At 60.6% G+C, this 21,146-nt stretch carries 21 protein-coding genes; 11 read left to right on the top strand and 10 right to left on the bottom strand.

Going from position 1 to position 21,146, the window contains the following annotated elements; all coding sequences use genetic code 11:
* The first annotated feature begins 120 nt into the window (after window positions 1-120).
* From HMPREF2710_RS07030 to HMPREF2710_RS07060, 8 genes are all read left to right on the top strand, one after another.
* A complete protein-coding gene (locus HMPREF2710_RS07030; RefSeq protein WP_070600312.1) occupies window positions 121-849 on the top strand; it encodes a DUF6318 family protein in 729 nt (242 codons plus the stop codon).
* A 54-nt stretch (window positions 850-903) separates the two neighbouring features.
* Window positions 904-1,044, top strand: a complete 141-nt coding sequence (locus HMPREF2710_RS09560; RefSeq protein ID WP_246824548.1) for a hypothetical protein — start codon at window positions 904-906, stop codon at window positions 1,042-1,044.
* A 122-nt stretch (window positions 1,045-1,166) separates the two neighbouring features.
* The gene (locus HMPREF2710_RS09565) at window positions 1,167-1,394 is read left to right on the top strand and encodes a DUF6318 family protein (protein ID WP_253746091.1); all 228 of its coding nucleotides are present in this window, start codon (window positions 1,167-1,169) and stop codon (window positions 1,392-1,394) included.
* 91 nt (window positions 1,395-1,485) lie between these two features.
* The gene (locus HMPREF2710_RS07040; RefSeq protein WP_049340581.1) at window positions 1,486-2,496 is read left to right on the top strand and encodes a YeiH family protein; all 1,011 of its coding nucleotides are present in this window, start codon (window positions 1,486-1,488) and stop codon (window positions 2,494-2,496) included.
* Between the two features lie 250 nt (window positions 2,497-2,746).
* Window positions 2,747-3,247, top strand: coding sequence for a Cys-tRNA(Pro) deacylase (gene ybaK / locus HMPREF2710_RS07045; RefSeq protein ID WP_070506566.1), 501 nt, complete (start codon window positions 2,747-2,749; stop codon window positions 3,245-3,247).
* 88 nt (window positions 3,248-3,335) lie between these two features.
* Window positions 3,336-3,812: a peptide-methionine (R)-S-oxide reductase MsrB gene (gene msrB / locus HMPREF2710_RS07050; RefSeq protein WP_070543214.1), complete on the top strand. Its 477-nt coding sequence runs from the start codon at window positions 3,336-3,338 to the stop codon at window positions 3,810-3,812.
* Window positions 3,813-4,012: 200 nt separating this feature from the next.
* Window positions 4,013-5,278, top strand: a complete 1,266-nt coding sequence (locus HMPREF2710_RS07055; RefSeq protein ID WP_070600314.1) for an HRDC domain-containing protein — start codon at window positions 4,013-4,015, stop codon at window positions 5,276-5,278.
* Window positions 5,279-5,490: 212 nt separating this feature from the next.
* Window positions 5,491-6,021 (top strand): Rieske (2Fe-2S) protein, encoded by a 531-nt coding sequence (locus HMPREF2710_RS07060; RefSeq protein WP_070600316.1) that lies wholly within the window; start codon window positions 5,491-5,493, stop codon window positions 6,019-6,021.
* A 170-nt stretch (window positions 6,022-6,191) separates the two neighbouring features.
* On the opposite strand, the gene dxs is transcribed toward HMPREF2710_RS07060, so the two are convergent.
* From dxs to HMPREF2710_RS07075, 3 genes are all read right to left on the bottom strand, one after another.
* Window positions 6,192-8,264 (bottom strand): 1-deoxy-D-xylulose-5-phosphate synthase, encoded by a 2,073-nt coding sequence (dxs, locus tag HMPREF2710_RS07065; protein ID WP_083303510.1) that lies wholly within the window; start codon window positions 8,262-8,264, stop codon window positions 6,192-6,194.
* 237 nt (window positions 8,265-8,501) lie between these two features.
* Window positions 8,502-10,139 carry a class I SAM-dependent RNA methyltransferase gene (locus HMPREF2710_RS07070; RefSeq protein ID WP_070600318.1) on the bottom strand — a complete coding sequence of 546 codons (1,638 nt, stop codon included), beginning with the start codon at window positions 10,137-10,139 and terminating at the stop codon, window positions 8,502-8,504.
* Between the two features lie 189 nt (window positions 10,140-10,328).
* Window positions 10,329-12,479 (bottom strand): APC family permease, encoded by a 2,151-nt coding sequence (locus HMPREF2710_RS07075; RefSeq protein WP_070600320.1) that lies wholly within the window; start codon window positions 12,477-12,479, stop codon window positions 10,329-10,331.
* A gap of 195 nt (window positions 12,480-12,674) precedes the next feature.
* Here HMPREF2710_RS07075 and HMPREF2710_RS07080 point away from each other — a divergent pair, with 195 nt between their 5' ends.
* Together HMPREF2710_RS07080 and HMPREF2710_RS07085 are read left to right on the top strand one after the other, a co-directional pair.
* Entirely contained in the window at window positions 12,675-13,541 is an 867-nt protein-coding gene (locus HMPREF2710_RS07080; protein ID WP_070484239.1) for a potassium channel family protein, read from the top strand.
* A complete protein-coding gene (locus tag HMPREF2710_RS07085; protein WP_070600322.1) occupies window positions 13,542-14,195 on the top strand; it encodes a potassium channel family protein in 654 nt (217 codons plus the stop codon).
* Window positions 14,196-14,293: 98 nt separating this feature from the next.
* Here HMPREF2710_RS07085 and HMPREF2710_RS07090 read toward each other — a convergent pair whose 3' ends face one another.
* The 5 genes from HMPREF2710_RS07090 to HMPREF2710_RS07110 all read right to left on the bottom strand — a co-directional run bounded on the left by HMPREF2710_RS07090 (window position 14,294) and on the right by HMPREF2710_RS07110 (window position 17,484).
* Window positions 14,294-15,097 (bottom strand): DUF3159 domain-containing protein, encoded by an 804-nt coding sequence (locus tag HMPREF2710_RS07090; RefSeq protein ID WP_070600323.1) that lies wholly within the window; start codon window positions 15,095-15,097, stop codon window positions 14,294-14,296.
* On the bottom strand, window positions 15,087-15,626 hold the full coding sequence (locus tag HMPREF2710_RS07095; RefSeq protein WP_012903717.1) for a hypothetical protein: 540 nt from the start codon (window positions 15,624-15,626) through the stop codon (window positions 15,087-15,089). Before HMPREF2710_RS07095 ends, HMPREF2710_RS07090 begins: the two co-directional genes overlap by 11 nt.
* Window positions 15,626-16,420, bottom strand: a complete 795-nt coding sequence (locus HMPREF2710_RS07100) for a DUF3710 domain-containing protein (protein ID WP_070600325.1) — start codon at window positions 16,418-16,420, stop codon at window positions 15,626-15,628. Before HMPREF2710_RS07100 ends, HMPREF2710_RS07095 begins: the two co-directional genes overlap by 1 nt.
* Before the next feature lie 77 nt (window positions 16,421-16,497).
* A complete protein-coding gene (gene dut / locus HMPREF2710_RS07105) occupies window positions 16,498-16,944 on the bottom strand; it encodes a dUTP diphosphatase (protein WP_070600327.1) in 447 nt (148 codons plus the stop codon).
* Between the two features lie 240 nt (window positions 16,945-17,184).
* A complete protein-coding gene (locus HMPREF2710_RS07110) occupies window positions 17,185-17,484 on the bottom strand; it encodes a DUF4193 domain-containing protein (protein WP_005506382.1) in 300 nt (99 codons plus the stop codon).
* A gap of 326 nt (window positions 17,485-17,810) precedes the next feature.
* Here HMPREF2710_RS07110 and sepH point away from each other — a divergent pair, with 326 nt between their 5' ends.
* Window positions 17,811-18,983, top strand: coding sequence for a septation protein SepH (gene sepH / locus HMPREF2710_RS07115; protein WP_210388906.1), 1,173 nt, complete (start codon window positions 17,811-17,813; stop codon window positions 18,981-18,983).
* 100 nt (window positions 18,984-19,083) lie between these two features.
* Here the strand turns inward: sepH and HMPREF2710_RS07120 are convergent, their stop codons facing one another.
* A complete protein-coding gene (locus HMPREF2710_RS07120; protein WP_070600330.1) occupies window positions 19,084-20,364 on the bottom strand; it encodes an alkaline phosphatase family protein in 1,281 nt (426 codons plus the stop codon).
* Between the two features lie 83 nt (window positions 20,365-20,447).
* The gene (locus tag HMPREF2710_RS07125) at window positions 20,448-21,041 is read right to left on the bottom strand and encodes a DUF5998 family protein (protein WP_044150558.1); all 594 of its coding nucleotides are present in this window, start codon (window positions 21,039-21,041) and stop codon (window positions 20,448-20,450) included.
* Window positions 21,042-21,146 lie beyond the last annotated feature (105 nt).

The following is a 21,146-nucleotide window of genomic DNA, read 5'->3' on the forward strand; positions in this document are numbered from 1 at the left end:
GCTTTTCGAAACACATGTGGCTTCTCAGCTATTGGATTCTTCTCTGTGGTTGGTTAGTCTTCCGGTTTCTAACCAGCCCCCCCTATTCACACTTCACACCGATACGAGGAATGTATTTCCATGACTTCCGTTTTTCTTACCCGCCGCGCGATGTTGAGCGGCGGCGCATTTGTGGGCCTTGGCGCCCTGCTTGCGGCGTGTGGCCAGCAGGCAAATAACGAGGGGGCAGCCACCGCCTCTGCCGCGCCGAGCGAGACCGCTTCGGCGTCTGCAGTGGCATCTGAGTCTGCATCTGCTTCGGTCTCAACCACCCCGAAGCCTGTTGTGACTCGTGGATATTCGGGCAATTCCAAAGCCCCGGATGGCGAGTATCGCAAAGCTGATGGTTACGGCCCTGCGCAGAACGTCCAGGAACCCCGCAAAGAGCCCGCACAGTACCCTGAGACCGAACAAGGCCTCTACCGCATGATGAAGGACTGGCTTGTCTCCCATAACTACGCCATCCAGACCGGTGACTGCTCCTACGCGTTCAAGTACATCACGAAAGACGCTGAAGAATATGAGTTCTACCTGTATATTCAGGGTCTTTATCAGCGCGGTGGTTGGACTGTTGATGGTCTGGATAGCTACCAGCCAGAGGGCCCGCTTATCTACGATGAAGCAAAGAAAATGTATCGTATGAAGCATCGTCGGTTCTGGAGCACTGTTATGTACGTGGAATCTAATGGCCACCTCACAATGCAGGCTAACACTGAGACTAGTGACGATACTTTCTATTTCCTTTTCACCTACTCTGATGGCTATTGGAAGATTGCTGGAAGTAAATCAATTGAGGAAATAGATAGCTAGCAATAGTCTCTTTCTTCAATTCACACACCACACTGATAGAAGGAATTTACTTCCATGACTTCCGTTATTCTTACCCGCCGCGCAATGTTGAGCAGCGGCGCGATGCTGGGCCTTGGCGCTCTGCTTGCGGCGTGTGGCCAGCAGGCGGCTAACGAGGCGGGGCACCTCGGCTTCTTCGGTAGCTACGCCAAGTGAGACCGTTTCAGCTTCTGCGGCAGCATCTAACGCTGCTTCTGCTTCCGCTACTCCGAGCCCGGTCATTACCCGCGGCTACTCCGGCGGATTAAAGGCGCCCGACGGCGAATACCGTGAAGCTGATGAATACAGTATGGCTCAGAACCTCCCTCTCCCCCAAGACTAAGCCGCAACAGTACCCTGAAACCTTTGCTGGTCTTCGTGAGATGATGACCGATTGGGTCAGAGCCCGTAACTACGGTATTCAGACCGGTGACATGCAGTATGTATGGCCCTCTATGCTGGATACCTACGAGAAGGATATTAAGTTCCTCAAGGATATCGAAGGCCTTTATCAGCGCGGAGGCTGAGGTGGTGCGCTCCCCGGACTGGGTCTGTATTCCTACTTTCTAGTTTACCAAATAAGACTATAATAAGGAGTATCTATTTTCGGAGGTTTTTATGTCATTTCTATCAAAAAATTGGGCAGGGCTGTCAGTCTGTCTGATCATTTCTATCATCTCTTGGGTTTTAGGAGGATTTCTGCCTGTTGTGGGAGCACCTGTTTTCGCCATTTTTATCGGAATGATTCTCCATCCCTTTCTCACTTCCTATACACAACTGGATGCCGGTTTGACTTATAGCTCCAAAAAATTGCTTCAGTATGCTGTTATTTTGCTTGGGTTTGGACTCAGTATCTCACAAGTTTTCGCAGTTGGAAAATCTTCCCTTCCTGTCATCATTTCGACCATTTCTATCGCTTTAATTATTGCTTTCTTTTTCCAACGCTTTTTTAATCTGGATACAAAGCTTGCTACCTTGGTCGGTGTAGGTTCTTCTATCTGTGGCGGTTCTGCCATTGCAGCGACTGCTCCTGTTATTCACGCCAAGGAAAAAGAAGTGGCCCAAGCCATTTCTGTTATCTTTTTCTTCAATGTCTTGGCAGCTCTTATCTTTCCAACTCTAGGTTCTTGGCTCCATCTTTCCAACGAAGGTTTTGCTCTCTTTGCGGGTACTGCGGTCAACGATACTTCCTCTGTGACAGCTACTGCTAGTGCCTGGGATAGTCTTTACAATGCAAACACTCTTGAGCCTGCAACTATTGTCAAGCTGACACGTACTCTAGCTATTATCCCTATCGTTCTCTTCCTCTCCTATTGGCAAAGCCGTCAACAAGGCAACAACCAAGGAGTGAAGCTTAAAAAAATCTTCCCCGTTTTCATTCTCTACTTTATCCTAGCTTCTCTGCTAACTACTCTTCTCACATCTTTCGGTGTCAGCAATAGCTTCTTTTCACCTCTCAAACAACTCTCCATATTCCTCATCATCATGGCTATGAGTGCTATTGGTCTCAAAACCAACCTCATTGCTATGATCAAATCCAGTGGAAAATCCATTTTTCTTGGAGCCCTTTGCTGGATTGCTATCATCTTGACTAGTCTTGGCATGCAATTACTCATCGGTATTTACTAAGAAAAAAGGGAGCCTAAAGGCCACCTCAGAACGTAGACAAATCAGATGGATTTTGGACTGTCGTTGGCTCGCTTTCTCAAGAGCAGCTGAAGGAAAAAGGGTTACTGAGATAACCCCATAACCATTGAGAAGCCACATGTGTTTCGAAAAGCCACCATTATTGTGGCTTTTCGAAACACATGTGGCTTCTCGGCGCATGGGTATCAGCGCATAGGTATCAGCGCATGGTGACTTCCGTAAAATGGTGTCTATGGCTAAGAAAACTAAAGGTAAGAAGAGCGGCGCAGCAACCGCCGCCGTAGCACTGCTGACCGAGACGAACACCCCCTTCCAGATGCGTGAATACGAGCACGTTGAGGGCGTCACCTCCTTCGGTGAAGAGGCCGCGAAGAACCTCGGCGCCTCCGAGGAGCAGGTGTTCAAGACCCTGCTGATTGTGCACGAGAAGGATTTCGCGGTCGCAATCGTACCCGTGTCTGGCAAGCTCAACGTGAAGGCGGCCGCCGCAGCCCTCGGCTGGAAGAACGCCTCCATGTGCGACCCGAAGGTCGCCGAACGCCGCACCGGCTACGTGGTCGGAGGCATCTCCCCGCTGGGCCAGAAGACCCCCTCCCCCACCCTGCTCGATGAGTCTGCGCAGCTTTTTGACACGATCATGGTCTCTGGCGGTAAGCGCGGCCTGGATGTTGAGCTCGCCCCGGACGACCTGCTGAAGCTCACCAACGGCAAGTACGCTGACATCCGCGCTTAGTCCGCGCTCAGCGGGAATAATCCGCCCGGCCGCGGCGTTACATATGCCGTAGGAGCCTGGGCATGAGAGCAAACTGAAAGGAGTCATCATGGGCAATTCGCTACCCGGCGTGGGTGCTATCGCCAAGAACTGGCGTGAAGTGCTCAAGCCTGAAGAGTACGCTGTTCTGCGTGAGGGCGGCACCGAGCGCGCGTTCACGGGCGAGTACTGGAACACCCACACGGAGGGTGTGTATTCTTGCCGTGCTTGCGGTACGGAGCTGTTCCGTTCCGATCAGAAGTTCGATTCGCATTGTGGTTGGCCGTCGTTTTTCGCGCCGCTGGCTGAGGATCGTGTGCGTTACCTGGAGGATACGACGTTCGGTATGCGCCGTGTGGAGGTGCGTTGCGCCGCCTGCGATTCGCATCTGGGTCACGTGTTTGAGGGTGAGGGTTTTCCGACTCCCACGGATTTGCGGTATTGCATTAATTCGGTGTGTCTGACGCTGACCCCGGCGGGTGAGGCACAGCCTAGTGAAGCACAGCCTGGTGATACTCCGGTTGACGAGGCGGAAGCCGCCGAATAGAGCCCGGCAAGCCCCCTCGCGGGCGTACCGGTGAACCCCTTATTGTGAGTATCTCTAAATTCGAGGCTTTAAGCTCGGGCGGGTAGAATGGCGTAGTGCCTTCGCGGGCACGCCACCCCGCCCGGGCTCGTGTTTGCTCGGGCGTACGCCTACCCGGGCATCTGGCGCGTCGAATCAGACAGAGGAAAAGGATTGAGTGCATGAGTACCGCAGCTGAACAGAATGCCGCAGGCACCCCTCAGCTGACCCTTCACGGTATCGAAGTTCCGGACGTTGTTCCTCTGGAGGCCCCTTCCTCACCGATTCCGACTCTCATCACCACTGAGAGCGGTCTGCGTCGTGCCGCTGAGCAGTTGGCGGCGGCGTCCGGCCCGGTGGCTGTTGATACTGAGCGTGCTCAGGGCATCCGCTACGGTTCGCGTGCTTTTTTGGTGCAGCTTAAGCGTGAAGATCAGTTGTACCTGATTGACCCTGAGGCGTTTAAGGATTTGCGCATTATTAACGATGCTTTGGCGGATGCTGAGTGGGTTATTCACGCCGCGATTCAGGACTTCCCGAGCCTGGACATGCTCGGTATGCGCCCGAACCGCCTGTTTGATACGGAGCTTGGTGCGCGTCTTGCCGGTCTGGAGCGCGTGAATCTGGGTGCGACCGTTGAGGAGCTGCTCGGCTATAAGCTGGCGAAGAAGCACTCGAAGGAAGACTGGTCGCGCCGCCCCCTGCCGGAGTCGTGGCTGAACTATGCGCTGCTGGACGTTGACGTGCTCATTGATTTGCGTGACGCATTGGAGGATTTGCTCCGCCAGCAGGGTAAGCTGCAGTACGCCCTGGAGGAGTTTGAGTACCTGTGCAAGACCCCGGTGAAGGATCCTACGGATCAGCCGGAGCGTTGGCGTAAGACGAAGGGCCGCACGATGTTGCGTTCGGTCAAGCAGCTGACGGCGCTGCGTAACCTGTGGCTTGAGCGTGACTCGCTGGCGCGTAAGAAGGACGTTGACGCGAAGCGTCTGCTGCCCGACTCTGCGATTGTGGAGGCGGCACGCACCATGCCGCGTAACGTGCCCGCTATCATGGCGATTCCTGGTTTTCAGACGCGCGGTTTGCGTCGTGAGGGCCCGCGCTGGGTGCGTGCTATTGCCGCGGCGGCACGCGGTGAGAACGCCGTACCGTTCACTTTGCCGTCAACTGCCCCGCCGCCGTTGAAGGCATGGGAGTCTAAGCGCCCCGAGAACTTGGCGCTGTTCACCGAGGTTCGTCAGGCAATTGATGAGCTCTCGGAGGAGCTGAATATCCCGGCGCAGAACCTGATCACGACCGATTATGTTCGCCGCCTCTGCTGGGAGCCGCCGGCTCGTTTTGACGAGCAGACCCTGCGGGATGCGCTCACCGAGTACGGTGCGCGTTCGTGGCAGACGGGTCTGGTTGCCCCCGTGATTGCGCCGATTTTTGCCCGCCACCTGGGGTAGATTTCTCTAACGTTGAATAGATGTGTGTGCCGGTTGGGTGCGTTGCTGATGCGACCGCCCGACCGGCATTTTGTGTGCCTCAGGAGTTTGTCTCGGGTTTTTGTCTCGGGGAGTTTGCATGAGGTGCAAACGCGAACCAAGCTTAGCCTGCTCTCATTCGATTTTTGTCCCAAACCGGCATAGGGTGGAGAGAGTACACGAAAGGAACCACTATGCCCGCACCCAACGGATGCTGCCGCTCTCAGAAGGCGTGTGCCTCCCCCGCCGCAGTCGAATCTAATGCCGTCGATGCCGCAGCAGCTACCGCAGAGACGGATTCTTCTGCTCGCGTCTTCTCCCGCCGCGCAACCCTCATCACCGGTGCCGTCGCATCCGGTGCGTTGCTCGCCTCCTGCGCTGAAGGTGACTCCAACGTCACCGCCCCCGAAGGCACCGTTGAGGTGGGTTCCGCCTCCGCAGTGGGCGTGGGCAAGGCAGCTAAGCTGACTCACGGTTCCACGACCGTTATCGTGTCCCAGCCGTCCGCGGGTGAGTACAAGGCGTTCAGCACCGTGTGCACCCACCAGGGCTGCCAGGTGCAGGTGCAGGATTCCAACCGTATCGTGTGCCCCTGCCACGGCTCCGAGTACGCCGTAGCTGACGGCTCGGTCGTGCACGGCCCTGCAGAGGAGGCGCTGACCAGCTACCCGGTGCAGGTGAAGGGCGGCAAGATTTTCGTCACCCACACCTCCAACGATTCCTAAACCGGCGGCTCAGAACCTACGTACAGCAAAACCTCTACACAGCAAGACCTGCGCACAGCAAAGTCCCGCCCATCACGACTGATGGGCGGGGCTTTATGCTGTCTGATGGTGCCCGCGGCTACTGATGCCCGTTACTAAGGCGCGCTCAGGCGGCACTCAGATACGACCGCTTAGCGGGTGTGTCGCGGCTTCTGACCCTCTTCACGAGCGAACGGAACCTTATCGCCAGCCAGTTGCGCACGCAAATCCGCGATAATGGTTTCGGCGGTCAGGCCGACCTCCTCCAGAATCTGCTCGCGAGAAGCATGCGGAATGAACTCCGCCGGAAGACCCAGCTCGCTCAGCGCGGTATCCACGCCAGCCGCACGCATTTCCTGGCGGATGCGCGAACCCACACCACCGGAACGCACGCCGTCCTCAATGGTCACCACAATGCGGTGATCACGAGCCAGCTCAACGACCGAAGACGGCACCGGCATCACCCAGCGCGGGTCAACCACGGTGGACTGGATGCCCTCGGCGGCAAGCACCTTGGAGGCTTCCAGAGCCACGCGAGCCATAGCGCCCACGGCAACGAACAGCACGTCACGCTGACCGGTCTCCGGGTGGGGTTCACCGGTGCGTGCCAGCACATCCACGCCGTCGCTGCGGCGCTCCAGGGCGGGAATGTCCTCGCCCACGGAGCCCTTCGGGTAGCGAATCACGGTCGGTGCATCGTTAATAGCTACAGCCTCACGCAGTTCTTCACGCAGGGTCGCACCATCACGCGGAGCCGCCAGGTGCAGGCCCGGAATGAACTGCAGCATCGCCAAATCCCACATGCCGTGGTGGCTTGCGCCGTCCGGGCCGGTAATGCCGGAGCGGTCCAGCACCACGGTCACGCCCGCCTTGTGCAGGGCAACGTCCATGAGCAGCTGGTCAAAGCCGCGGTTCAGGAAGGTTGCGTAGAGGGCAACCACCGGGTGCATGCCGCCGTACGCCAGGCCGGCGCTCATCGCCACGGCGTGCTGCTCAGCGATACCTACGTCAATAACGCGCTCGGGGTGGCGTTTCTGGAATTCGCGCAGACCCACGGGGATGAGCATCGCGCCGGTAATACCGACGACGTTCTCCTGCTCATCCGCAATATCCGCGATTTCGCTACCGAAGACACCGGTCCACGACTCGGAGGTGCTGGTCGAAACATCCTCACCGGTCAGCGGGTCAATCTGGCCCACCGCGTGGAACTGGTCGTCCTCATTCGCGCGGGCGGGCGCGTAGCCGTGGCCCTTCTCGGTAATGGCGTGCACAATCACCGGGCCGGCGTAGTTCTTCGCCGCTGTCAGTGCGTTCTCCACAGCCTGCTGGTCGTGGCCGTCAATGGGGCCCACGTACTTCATGCCCAGGTCTTCAAAAATGCCCTTGGGTACGACGACGTCCTTAATGCCCGCCTTCATGCCGTGCAGGCCGCGGTACACCATCTGACCGACGGGGCCGCCACGCTGCAGACCGATGCGCACCGCATCCAGAGCATTGTCGTAGCGGTGATCGAGGCGCACACGATCCACATGCTGCTGCACACCGTGCTTGAGCTCAGAGAGCTGGTTCGCGAAACCGCCAATGGTCGGCGCGTAGGAGCGGCCGTTATCGTTGACCACAATCACGACCTTGCGGGTGCGGTCGGCAGCAATATTGTTCACAGCCTCCCACGCCATGCCGCCGGTCAGCGCGCCGTCACCAATGAGGACCACGGTGTAGCGGTCATCTTCACCGTTGAGCTTGTGCGCGCGAGAAATACCGTCAGCCCACGAAATCGAGCTGGAGGCGTGCGAAGACGCGATAATGTCGTGCTCAGACTCGCCACGATCCGGGTAACCCGACAGGCCACCCTTCTGACGCAGAGTCTTAAACGCGTGACGACCAGTCACCAGCTTATGCACATAGGACTGGTGGCCGGTGTCGAAAAGAATATTGTCCTTGGGAGATTCGAAGACACGGTGAATGCCGAGGGTCAGCTCCACAACGCCCAGGTTCGGGCCCAGGTGACCGCCGGTCGCCGACACGTTCGTCACGATGAACTGGCGGATTTCCTTAGAGAGCTCCTCCAGCTGCTCGTAGCTGAGGTTCTGCAGGTCCGCCGGGGACTGAATACCCGGGAGCAACTTGGCAGTGGCACCATCGCCAATGCTGTAGTCGGCGGTGGGTGCGCCACCGGCGGCGCTATTCGGGGTCTCCTCCTGCGGCAATGCGTTTTCAGCGGACATACACCCACACTCCTCAAGGTCGGGGCACGGCTCATTCCGTGCGTTGGTTCTTCAATGATTCTACCGTTTACGATGCCAAAAAGCAGATTTATGCGCCCGCAGAGCAAGACGCACCGGGTTGAGCGAAAACGGCCTGAAATAACCCCTAGTGGGCAGGCTGGTGAACAGCCCAACCCGTCCAACACGGCGATTATTTGCTGCTTTGTTACGGCTACTAGCCTCGCGCTACTCTCCGCACTACTTGGTGCGGCGGCGGCGCGGACGAGGTTTCGCCGGGGCACGCTCAAAAAGCGCAACCGTCTCCACATGATGCGTATTCGGGTACATATCAAACGCCCGAAGCTGCACCATGTCCCAGCCCAGCTCACGCAAAATACCGGTGTCACGACCCAGGGATGCCGGGTCGCACGCCACGTACAGAATACGCTTGGGGTCCAGCGCATCCAGGCGTTCCAGGGTGGTGCGGTTCGCGCCCTCACGGGACGGGTCAAGGACCACCGCATCAATAGCGGGGATTTCGCCAAACTCAAGGGCGGTCTTCAAATCGACCAGGTGGCGTGCCACATCGCCGCGAATCACCTCAATGCGGGTGTCCGCAGAGTTCTCGGTGCGGGAGCAACCATCCGGCGCGAAGTTCGAGCGCGCATCCTTATGGGTCACCGGGGAGCCCTCAATGCTGACGACGGTACCGGTTGCGCCCACGGCGTCCGCGAGCGCGGCGGTGAACAGGCCCGCGCCAGCGTACAGGTCGAGGGTGCATTCGCCTTCCTGCGGGCGGAGCATGGTGAGCATGGTTCCGACCATGGTGGAGGGGGCGGCGCGGTGAATCTGCCAGAAGCCGCCGGCGGATACCTGGTAGCTGAATCGGCGGGAGCCGAAGGTGACTTCTTCGGTGACGGAGCGCAGGCCCGCGCCGAGCAGCTGGTCACCTTCGGGTACGCGGCGGTAGGGGGTGTGGGAGGAGCCGGGGCGGCGGCGCTTGGGCTTGCCGTTGGAGGTGGCCTGCGGGGTGAAGAAGAGGGAGATCTTGCGCTTGGCGAGCAGACCCCAGGCGTCGGATGCCTGCTGTTCGATGTCCTTAGCGACCTCCTCGACGGAGAAGCGCGGGTCGACGATGAACTGCAGCAGGACCCTACCGCGGGAGGAGACGGTCGCCTCGACTTCGCGTACGCCGCGCAGGTTCAGCTGTTCAAGCTGCAGGTTACGCAACTCGGTGGCGGCGAGGGGAAAGTCGACGACCGGTACGGGCTGGGAGGCGCGGTACGGGTGCATGCCGACGCGCCAGGTGACGGCAGGGCTCTTCTTGCCGCCGTTCTGCTCTTCGCTATTGTGCGCGCGGACCTTGGTCACGTTGTAGCGCACGCGGCTACGCCAGGACAGACCCTCGTTGTTATCGCGCAGGGGCAGCTCTTCAACCATGAGGTTGGTCAGCAACGGCGATTCGAGGGGCAGGCCGCCCAGGCGGTTGATTTGGGTGCGGACGATATCGGTCTTGTAGCGTCGCTGCTCATCCAGGTTGATGTGGCCGTACTCCATGCCGCCGAGTAGTTCGGGTACGCCGGTTGCTGCGGCGCGTTCCTCTTCGGTGGCGAGCGCATCCGCCTGAATCCAGGGGTGGGCACGGCGCGCCAGGGAGGGTACGGGTACGGAAATAACGTCCGCGAAGTAGAAGCGGCGCTTGGGGCCGATTGCGGTGATGCGCACTTCAGCCTGTTCGCCGACGATGCCGTGACGCACAAAGATGACGCCCTGTTCGGTGCGCGCTACGAAGGCGCCGCCGTGTGCGGGTGCCTCACAGGTGACGGTGAGGGTCTGCCCGACGCTGTATCCGTCTACTTTTTTAGAGGCGGCAGGCGTGGTAGCAGTGTGAGTCACAGCATTGTCTCCTAAAGAATCACTTAATGTGAACTATTTTACACCGGTTTGTATCTTTATTCCGATTCCGACGCCCCGCTAGGGGTACCGAATAGGGCGTAAAGGGCAAAGTCCAGGCGCTATTCGAGGGGATGTACGAGGCTACGTACGGGGTGTACGGAGGCTCAGAAATCGGCTTAGCCGATACGGCTAGCGCTTCTTCTCGCGCGCCACAGCGTCCGCCTCGTGCAGGCGGCCGCGGTACACCGCGTGGCGGTTGCTCTGAATCAGCTCGCGGCCACCACCGGCTGAACGAGTAATCTTCGGGGCGACTGCAGCCGCAGAGCCGTCAGTATCAGCCTCTGCGGTCAGCTCATTGGTAGCCGAGTCCTTACCCTGCAGGCGCTGATCAAAAATCTCATCATACACCTCATCCTCGTGCATCGCCCAGGGCACGGTTGCCGTCATAACGCCTGGCTCATGCAGAAGCGCCTGCTTGAGGCGGCGCACCGTGCGGCGGTGCAGAAGACGCTGCCACCAGTGCTCCACCACGAATTCCGGCAGGTAGACCACCAAAATATCGCGCGGTGACTTCTTGCGGCGGCGGCGAATATACGAGACGACAGCATCCACCGTGTCACGGTACGGCGAGTCAATGACCGACAGCGGCACCGGAATACCGAGGGCGTACCAGCGCTTCTTCACGACCTCCAGGGCGGCCCGGTCGTTGTTGACCGTCAGCGCCTCAATCGTGGAGGGGCGACCGGCACGCGCATAGGAGAGAGCACGAACCACCGGGCGGCGCACACGCTCCACGTACACGATGGCGTGCACACGCGAAGGCAGGGCCGCCACATCCGCAACGGATTCGGCGTTCAGGGGGACGTCCAGGGCGGCATCCACCGCATCGTAGTGGCGGCGAGTCACAACCATACCTCCAACCATCAGGGCAATCATTCCAAGGGAGAGCCACGCACCGGCGGCGAACTTCGTCACCACGACGATGACCAGCACCGCGGCGGTTACGACCACGCCCACCGCAGAGACAGCGATATCACGTAGCAGGGCGCGACGCGGCATCTGTGCGAGAGTAATACGCAGCAGGCGCATGCGGTAGCGCACCACCGCCAGCTGCACCAGCACCATGGACAGGCACATGCCCACGATGTACAGCTGAATCAGCGAGTACACGTCCGAGCCGAAAACGGTGGTGAGGAAAATTGAGAATGCCGACAGCGCCAGCACACCGTTCGCATACAGGCCGCGTGATTCCATGCTGCGGAAGAACACCGGCAGGTACTGGTAATCAGCCAGCGACGAGGCAATCACCGGGAAGCCGGTAAACGCAGTCAGCGAGGCAATAATCAGCACGCCCACCGTGGCAAACACCAGCAGCTGCGCGAAGAACGGAACACCCTGATAAATCGCCAAAGCCACCTGGTACAGCGCCGGCTTCTGGTGGAAGTACTCCCCCGGCGCGTGCCCGTCAATGAACAAGAAACGGGTCGTATCGTGCACCATGTGCACGCGGGTTGCCGCCGCAAAACCGAGCAGGCTCACCAGCAGGACCGAGGTAATCAGGCCCATCATCATCATGGTGACCGCCGCGTTATATTTCTTCGGACGGCGGAAATACTTCACCGAATTAGAGATCGTAGAAACACCCGAGAACGCCACCACACCGGCGGAGAACGAACGCGCCAGAAGCAGCACCAGCGCCAAGCCTTCCAGGGCATGATCGTGGTATTCGGGGGCAATCACGTAGGTCGCCGACTCAGCCAGCGGCAGGGTACCCGTCGCGGCACGAATCCAACCCACAATGAGGGTCGCTCCTAACAGCGCCAAGAAAACGTACAGCGGCCAGTACGCAATCTTGCCCAGCAGCTGCACGCCACGCAGCGCAAACAGCGTCAGGGCAACAATGAGCAGCACCGCAATGAGGGTGCGCCAATCCTGAATCTGCGGGTACAGCGCCACCAAAAACGAGGACGCCGAAGACATCGACACCGCCACTGTGAGCATATAGTCCATCAGCGACGAAGCGCCCATCACAATCGACGGCAGCGCACCCAGTTTGCGGTGCACCAGCTGAATATCGCCCTCAGAAGCAATCTGATTAATGTTGTACCGGTACGTGCCAATCACCAGCAGACCCACCATCGCCACCCCCAAACCAATCCAGGGCGAAAAAGCGAGCGCAGACGCACCCGCGGCGGCAAGGGTCAAAATCATCTGGTCGGCGGCGTAGGCGACCGAAGAGATGCCGTCGGCACCGAAAAGAGGCAGGGCGTAGCGCTTCGGCAGATTGACAGCCGAAAGATTTCGCGTGCTGACCGGCCTGCCGGTCAGGGCGATGCGCATCTTATCCCAACGATTCCTCACGCTGTTAAGGCTATAGGTCGCGGCTTCAAAGCTCAATTTTATTCAGCCGAATAGTGGGCATGGCGAGCGGAATATCACGGAGCATCGGCGCGGAGGCTCACCCGCCCATTACACTGGTAGGGGTAGGCGGTAACGCCTTATCGACACAAAACATCAACACATTCGGAGGGATGTATGCCTCACTTCGTCATTATGGGTGCCGGGCGCGTGGGCGTCATGTTGGCGCGCACTCTGGAAGCTTCGGGGCATACGGTCGCCGTCATTGACCAGGACGAACGTGCTTTCCAGCCGCTGCGTAAGGGCTTTGAGGGCCGTCTGGTGACCGGTGTTGGCTTCGATGAGGACACTCTCAAGCGTGCCGGTATTACCGAGGCGTATGCTTTTGCCGCCGTCTCTTCGGGCGATAACTCGAATATTATTGCCGCCCGTGTGGCACGCGAAATGTTCAAGGTGAAGAACGTTGTGGCGCGTGTGTACGACCCGAACCGCGCCGAATTCTTCCAGCGCATGGGTATTCCCACGGTCGCTTCGGTGCGTTGGTCCACCGACCAGGTGCTGCGCCGTCTGCTGCCCGAGCAGGCGCTCAAGGGCGACTTCCGCGAGCCCTCGGGCCGCCTCATGCTCACCGAAATTCCGCTCGACGACGGCTGGGCGGGTCACGCCCTGACCAGTATCGAACGTGCCGCCGGGGTGCGCATCGCCTACATCACCCGCTTTGGTGAGGGCATGCTCCCCCGCCCCGATTCCGCCTACCAGCAGGGCGATAGTGTGCACGTCATGATGCGCACCGACGACGTTGCGGACGTAACCCGTATTCTCTCCCGCCCGCCGCGCGTTGAAGACGAAGAAGTGGAGGCGAACTACGCCCCCGCCTCGGGCCACCGCAAGCACCCCCACGCCCCGAAGAAACCCGCCGAGCAGAAGCACAACGACGGCCCCGTTATCGAGCATGAATTCCACCTCGGTGACACTCCCCCGGAGCTGCCCGACCCCCTCGAACTCATCGGCCGCCATCGTGATTCCTCGAAAGGTGAGAAGTAAGTGAAGGTCCTCATTGTTGGTGCCGGTTCCGTGGGCGCCTCCATCGCTAAAGAGCTCATGATGAACGGCCACGACGTGGCCATCATCGACTCCAAGCCCGAAGTCAAGAAACGCGCCGATCTGCCCGGTGTGCGCTGGCATATTGGTGATGCCTGCGAACTGTCCGTACTGCGCCAGGTGCACCCGAACAAGGCGGATGTGGTCGTTGCCGCAACCGGTGACGATAAGGCAAACCTGATGGTCTCCCTGCTGGTTCGCAGTGAGTTTGGTGTGCCGCGTACCGTGGCGCGTGTGAACAACCCGCGTAATGAGTGGCTCTTTGACGATTCCTGGGGTGTGGATGTTGCGGTGTCTACCCCGCGTCTGATGACCGCCCTCGTCGAGGAAGCCGTGGAAGTCGGCGACGTGGTGCGCCTGCTGACCCTGCAGGCTGGCGGCGCGACCCTCGCCGAGTACACCGTGCCGGATGACCACCCCGTCATCGGTTACCGTGTGGATCACGTGCAGTGGCCCGTCGATACGGTGCTCACCGCAATCCTGCGTGACGGCGCGCCAATCCCGCCCAGTGCCGATGTGGCGATTGAGGGCGGCGACGAGCTGTTCTTCATCACGACCATTGCCGGTGAGGACCAGATCCGCGCACTGTTTGCATAGCGTTTATGCTTAAGTTTTTGAGGAGGCGAAAGCCCCGGTCACGGGTACCGGGGCTTTCGCGTACTTCTATGAAGTTCTTCTACATATGAAGTTGTGGGTTAGCGGCTTTCTGAACCGTCAGCTTCGGTAGCGGCAGATGCTTCAGCTTCAGTAGCCTCGGATTCCTCGCCCGTCAGCGCCTCCTCCGGTGCCGATACGCGCCACGCCAGCCACACACCCAAAGCGTACAGCGGCAGACCCATGATCAGGCGGGTCGCGCCCAGCGCCTCCACATTATTCGCAAAATACAGGGGCACCTGCACGGCAAGGCGTAGCATCATCAGCACGGTAATAATCCAGGTCGCCAGCATGTACTGGCGCAGACGCACCGGGTTCTGGCGCCAGCTCAGCGCCTCACCGCGAATGACCGCAAAAATCAGACCCATCAGCGGCCAACGCACCAGCATCGACAGCAGATACGCCAGGATGTACACGCCGTTCGTCCAGAAGCCCACCACAAAGTAGTCGCTCGCATTACCGGTACGGTACGCGGCAAACGCACAAATTGCCACGCCCACCAGACCGGTCAGCGCACTCACCAGCTTAGAGCCCTGCACCAGACGAATCAGCGTGAACACGCCCGCCGCAGCCAGCGCCGCAATCAGGGACAGGTTCAGTTCCTTCGTCACGGTGAACAGCACCAGGAACGCCACCGCGGGCAGGGAGGATTCCACCAGGCCGCGCCAGCCGCCAATAGCGTGCAGAATATCCACATCGCCGTTGGCGGTGCGGCGCATATTCGCACCCATGGAGGCGCTCAGGCTCTGCGCCAGCTGATTTTCCTCCCGCGCCGGGTCAGCAGCCGGGCTAGTTGCGGGGTTAGCGTTCGGATCGGGCTGGGTCGAAGACTGCTCAGCGCTCATGTTTTCCCTTCTCAGCAAAGAATTGCGGCACGATCTCATAGCGCGGGTTATAAATCACCGGCTGATGAGCCCTCACCGACACCACACCGGAACAGCGCAACAACGCACCGGCAAGCACGCCGGGCACCATCCGCTGCCCCTGCCATTTCAGCAGCACCCTATCCCCCGGGTTGAACGGCGCATACGGCGGGAAAGACACCTCGTGAGGCTCCTGCACCGCCACGGTCGCCAAAGACGCCGTGTTCAGATGGTGCTGCTTCTCGGGGTCCTCGGATTCCTCCTCGAAGTCCTCACCGGGCGGCTCCACAATCGGCATACCAATCAGCGCCAGCGGGCTCGACCACTGCAGGGGCTTCGACTTAGCCACCACCAGCTCGGCACGGTACATCGGCTTATCCTGCAGCGCAGGCAGCCATACCTGCTCCACGCGTCCGGCAAGGCGTACGCGAAAGCGCTCGGGGTACCCGGGAGCAAGAATCTGCTCCTCAGGAACCGCGAGCGCACTCGGGTAGTTCGAGAACTCAGGCATTAGCCAATCTCGGTAATCTCAGGGCCGCGGCGAGGCATCGGGCGCAGCTTGCTGTGCTCGTTCTCGGTTTCTTCCTCGACGGCGGGCTCTTCCTCAGCCGCAACGATCAGGTCGGCGGGCAGAGTCATGGGCAGCAGTTCACGCGGCGGGCGCGGCTCGTCGCCACGGTCCACCACGACGGTGCGGAATACTTCTTCCACGGAGGCGGCAGCCTTATCGTCACCGAGCACAGCCGCGCCGGAGATGACGCCTCGCAGGAACCAGCGGGGGCCGTCCACACCCACGAAGCGGGCGATGCGCTCGCCGGGCTGGCCGTCGGGGGTGACGGCGGGCAGGCGGGTGAGCATTTCTGCACCGAATACGCCGGCGTAGATTTCGACGATGCCGCCCTGGGATTTGACGGACTCGGTCAGGTCGTGACGGATGTCGTCCCAGATGCCGGTGGTGCGCGGTGCGGCGAATGCCTGCACCTGCAGGGTTGCGCCGTCGCGGGTGATGGTTGCGGCGATCACCGCGCCGGTTGCGTCGTCAGTTTCGAGGCGCAGGTTCATGCCGTCGAGCAGCTTGATGCGCAGCGCACCCAGGTCGACGTAATCTTCGAGGTCTTCGGCGGTGACTTCTTCAATGTCGTGCGGGCCGTTGACACGGTCGTACTTGATGACCTCGGGAGAGTTCTCCTCTTCCTTCAGCTCCTCAACCTCGACGCTGGTCTCCTCAATCTCTTCGGCGACAGCCTTGTCGATGGCGGCCTTTTCAGCCTCCTCGGCGTGCTTCTTCTTACCAAATCCGAACATGGTATTCCTACTTTCACCGCACGCAGGGTGCGGGGGTTTCTTCTCTTCTCTCGTGCGACAATCGCGGTGAGGGCAGACTAGTAGATTCCGCTGGAACCGAAGCCGCTGGAGCCGCGTTCGGTCTGTTCCAGTTCATCCACCACGGTAAAGGTTGCGTGCTCGTACTTCTGAATGACCAGCTGGGCGATGCGGTCGCCGCGCTGCACGTGGAAGGACTTGGTCTTGTCAGTGTTGAGCAGGGTGACCATCAGCTCGCCGCGGTAGCCGGAATCAACGGTGCCGGGTGCGTTCACAATGGTGATACCGTTCTTGGTTGCCAGGCCGGAGCGCGGGTGCACCAGACCAACGTAGCCTTCGGGCAGGGCGATTGCCACGCCGGTGGGGACGAGGGCGCGTTCGCCCGGTTCCAGTTCGAAGTCGATGCGGGAGCGCAGGTCAGCGCCGGCGTCGCCGGGCTTTGCGTAGGCGGGTGCGGGCAACTCGGGGTCGAGCAGCTTAATGTGGACGTTTACGGGGGTCATCATGGTCAATACTCTAACCTTTCGCGGGTGTCTGTGCCATCACCTCGCGCTGTGTTGAGGCTCTACTGCGGGGTGTTTTCGTTGTGTGTTCGCGTTCAGCACGTGCGGCGGCGTGCCGTGTTGGGTGCGACGCGGCGCTGTTCTTGCGTGCGCGGCTTTCACATACTCAACGGGGCGGGTGCACTCGGCACTCGCCCCGTCATGAGGTGTATGTCGGGTGGGTGTTAGCCCTTCCCTAAAGTTTTAGCCCTCGCACTCGATGCAGTAGGACAGGCCGCCCTCTTCGCGTGCAATCTGCGAGCGGTGGCGCACCAGGAAGCAGGATGCGCAGGTGAACTCGTCGTCCTGAGCGGGCAGAACAACAACGTTCAGCTCCTCGTTGGAGAGGTCAGCACCGGGCAGCTCGAAGCTTTCTGCTGCGCTGTTCTCGTCTTCGTCCACCGCACCGGACTGCATCTCGGAACGGCGGGCGTTCAGCTCCTCGTAGGACTCTTCGTTCTGCTCTTCGTCCTGCTTGCGAGGTGCATCGTAATCAGTTGCCAAACTTTCACGCTCCGTTGGTTCTGTGGCTGTGTGTTGGACTAGGCCACGCTGGTTTATTGAGTGCTCTAGGTGCCGCTGGTGTGTAATTAACCCTGACGGCATGCCAGGTATTGTTCACCATTGGCACCCTATTTGTCTAATCCTGGGTAGGCTTTGGACTGTTTAGGCGTCACATTCTAGCTTTTTCGGCGCGAAAAGTACATCTTTTTTTGGTGAAAATCCCGCCTCCGCTACTGATTTACCGCGCTTTCACGGTACCCTGGTAGGTAGTTTGCGTTCCGTGCAACACATTCACGAACGCGTCCGGTTCACCTATGGAGGTTCTCATGCTTGAACTGCGTCTGATTGGCGTTCACGATGACGGCGAAAATCTGGTGCTTGAGTCTGCTGACGGCACCCGCTTCTTGCTGCCGATTGACGCGAACCTGCGCACGAGCATCACCAAGGCTCGCCGTATTCAGCCCGCCCGCGGTCTGGGCGCTAAGGGCACCTACGGTCCGCGCGATATTCAGACCCGTTTCCGTCAGGGTGCCTCCGTTGAGGAAATCGCTGAAGAGTCCGGTTGGGAGCCGGAGCGCGTGCGCCGCTACGAGTGGCCGATTGTTGCTGAGCGTGCCCACATTATTCGTGCCGCTCAGAGCGTGAAGATTGGTCGCCGCAGCTCCGCTTCGGGTACCGCACAGATTCCCGTGACCCTGAGCGCCCGCATTGAGGAAGTCTCCGAGCGCTACGGTTTTGAGGACGCAACCCAGGACTGGACCACCCGCCAGCAGGAGAACGGCCAGTGGCGCGTTGAGGTTGATATTGCGCTGAAGGATTCGGTGCGTCAGAACCTGCCCGCGCAGGTCGTCTTCCCCGCACGTTGGGTGTACAACCCGGCGAACCAGGGCCTGTACGCGTCGAATGAGGCGGCGTACTTCCTGATGGGCAATAGTGAGGACGCTGTTGCCGCCGCCGCTAAGAAGGCTCCCGTGGAGGTTCCTCCCGCCCGCCTGCCGAAGGCACCCGAGCCTGCACCGGCACCCCTTACTTCTTCTGAGAGCGCTGATGAGCGTAAGCTCAAGGAGCTTCTGGAGCGCGCCCGTTCGGTGCGCCCGGCACAGGTTGAGGAGCCCGAGGTGTTCGTGCACCGCGAGTCCGCTCAGCCCGCTGAGCCTGTAGCACCGGCTGCGCCCGCTGCGCCGGTAGCGTCTGCCCCGGCTACGCCTGTAGCTCCTGCGGCACCCGAGCCCACCGTAGAAACCACCGACCCGCTGGCTGTGGATTCGGAAGCACCCGTTGAATCCGTTCCGGTCGAGTCCTTCGCCCTGCCGGCACCCATCGAGGACGCACCCGCAGATGCAGCTCAGGCACCCGCTGTTGAGGCACCCGCAGCTGAAGCACAGACTGAGTCCGCTTCCGAGCCCGCCTCCGAAGAGAAGCCTAAGCCTTCCTCCTCGAAGAAGCAGCGCGTGAGCGTTCCGGCATGGGATGACATCATCTTCGGTAGCCGCAAGTAAGCGAGCACCCTCGCGCCGCCCGATCAAGGGCATCTAGACATACGAAAACCGCTGGTTATTCACCCGAATAACCAGCGGTTTTCGTTTATCCTCCAACGTTTTAGAAGGTCTTGAGCATGCGCAACGGCACCAGACGTTCCGCGTCCGTGAGCGAACCGTGCTGACCAACCATGTGCAGGGCACGCTCCTGGTAGTGGCGCATATCGTACAGCGCCCAGTCGTCGCGAGCACACACCATTAGGTCGCCAATGCGGCCGCGCGCCGCATCCGTGATGACCGGGCCGAAGTAGCCGGCACGCATCAGTTCGCGAGAGTCAATCACCCAGGCGCGCTCGCCCCAGTACTGCGCCCAACGCTGAGCGGTGGCGGTACGTGCCGCCTCCGAGGTGTCTTCGAGGTACAGGTGCACGGCGCGCGGTTCACCGGCGGTCATGGCGATATTGCGGGTCAGCTCTTCCACACCGGAGTAGTCGATGCGATGGTGTGCGGGCACGTTCGCCATGCCGTGATCGGCGGTGACGAAGAGTGCCGCCCACGCTGGGGCGCGCTCCGCCAGACGCTTCAGCGCCGAGTTCAGTTCCTCCAGCTGTTGCAGCCATTTGTCGCTGCCCACACCGTAGCGGTGGCCCGCCGCGTCAATCTCGCCCCAGTACAGGTACACGGTGGTGGGGGTGCGGCTGGAGAGCGCCTCCAGGGCGTAGGTGACGCGGGCGTTATAGCCGACAGCATCCACGAAGTCGCCGCCACGCAGCGCCGCCTCCGTCAGACCGGTACCGCGGTACTTACCCAGCGAAATGGTGAGCACGCGGCGGTTCGTATGGTGGCGTTCCAGCACGGTCGGCAGCGGCTGCCAGGCGTGCGGGTCCACCGACTGATCCCAGCCGGACAGGTGGTTCATGACCGAGCCCGCTCCCCCATTACCTGCCGGGTTGCGCACCTCATAGCCGGCAATGCCGTGCGCGCCGGGTGCCGTGCCGGTACCCAGCGAGGTCAGGGAGGCGGCAGTCGTAGTGGGGAACGCGGCGTCCAGCGGGCCCAGGTTCAGGGTCTTACGCAGGGCGGGCGCGTAGCCACCGTAGCTGTTGAGCAGCTGCTCACCCAGGCCGTCCACCATGATCACGCAGGCGTGACGGAAAGACACCGGATCAACATCCTGCTCCGCGAGGCGGCCGGCAAGGTTCAGCGGGTCGGCAACAGCGTGGAACGCCGGGTCAGAATCCAGGGCGTGCGCGGGGCGCGCCAGGCTTCGCTGAGCCACCAGAGAGGAGGCGGACTCCAGCACATCGGCGATGCTATTGCTACCGTAGGCGGGCGCGGGAGGCAACGGCGCTCCCAGAACATCGTGCAGAGTGGGCTGTTCGGTGCGGGACGGGGCCGTCATAAGTTCCTCTCGGGTGTGTCTCTCAGGGTGTGGCGAGTGCTAATCGCGAGCGCCGTTGGGTGGCAGGCGCGGGATGCCGGTGGTTATCGGCGGGTTGCGTACATGCGGGCACGGTGCAGAGCACGCGCAAAATGCTGCGCACGCTGAACCGACTCCGGGCCGTCAGCGGTCGCAGACACACGCACCGCAATGTCCTCGCGGCGCGCATCACCGGTGTAGCCGTGGTCGGCGTTGCACTGCGGATCCTGGCAACCGGCGGGCGCCAGCTCCACGTGCAGGGAGCCGGTCCAGGCAATCTGGAAGGAAATCTCGGTCGGGGCGGTGCTACCGGCGTTGTACGCCTGCGGCTGGCTGAAACCGTAGCTGATGGTGACCGCGTTCAGGGCGCTCAGGTGCACCGCCTCCACGCTCACATGCGCCACGGTGCCCTGCGCGTCACCTTCAAGGTGCTGGTCGTCCAGGTGCGCAAAGATGACGTGCTCACCGCAGAGCACCATCACGGTGATGTGGCGGTGAAAATCATCGCGTGAGAAGTGGGTTTCATGCTGTACGAAGTGCGCGTCCGGGTTCATGCCCGCCAGCGCGTCATCCACCACTTCCAGCACGAGGTCGGGGTAGAAACCGGCATGCTTAATGTCTGCGACCAGTTGCTCGCGTTCGGGGGTGGTGGCGTACATCGTACCTCTTTCGTGCGGTGCCCTCATGAGGCGACGTCGGTCGGCGCACACGATGAGGGCGGTTAGGTATTACTCCCCTCTACCTTAGAGGGTTCCAGCCGGGCT

It is taken from the genome of Rothia sp. HMSC069D01, assembly GCF_001810135.1.
Taxonomy (GTDB): Bacteria; Actinomycetota; Actinomycetes; order Actinomycetales; family Micrococcaceae; genus Rothia.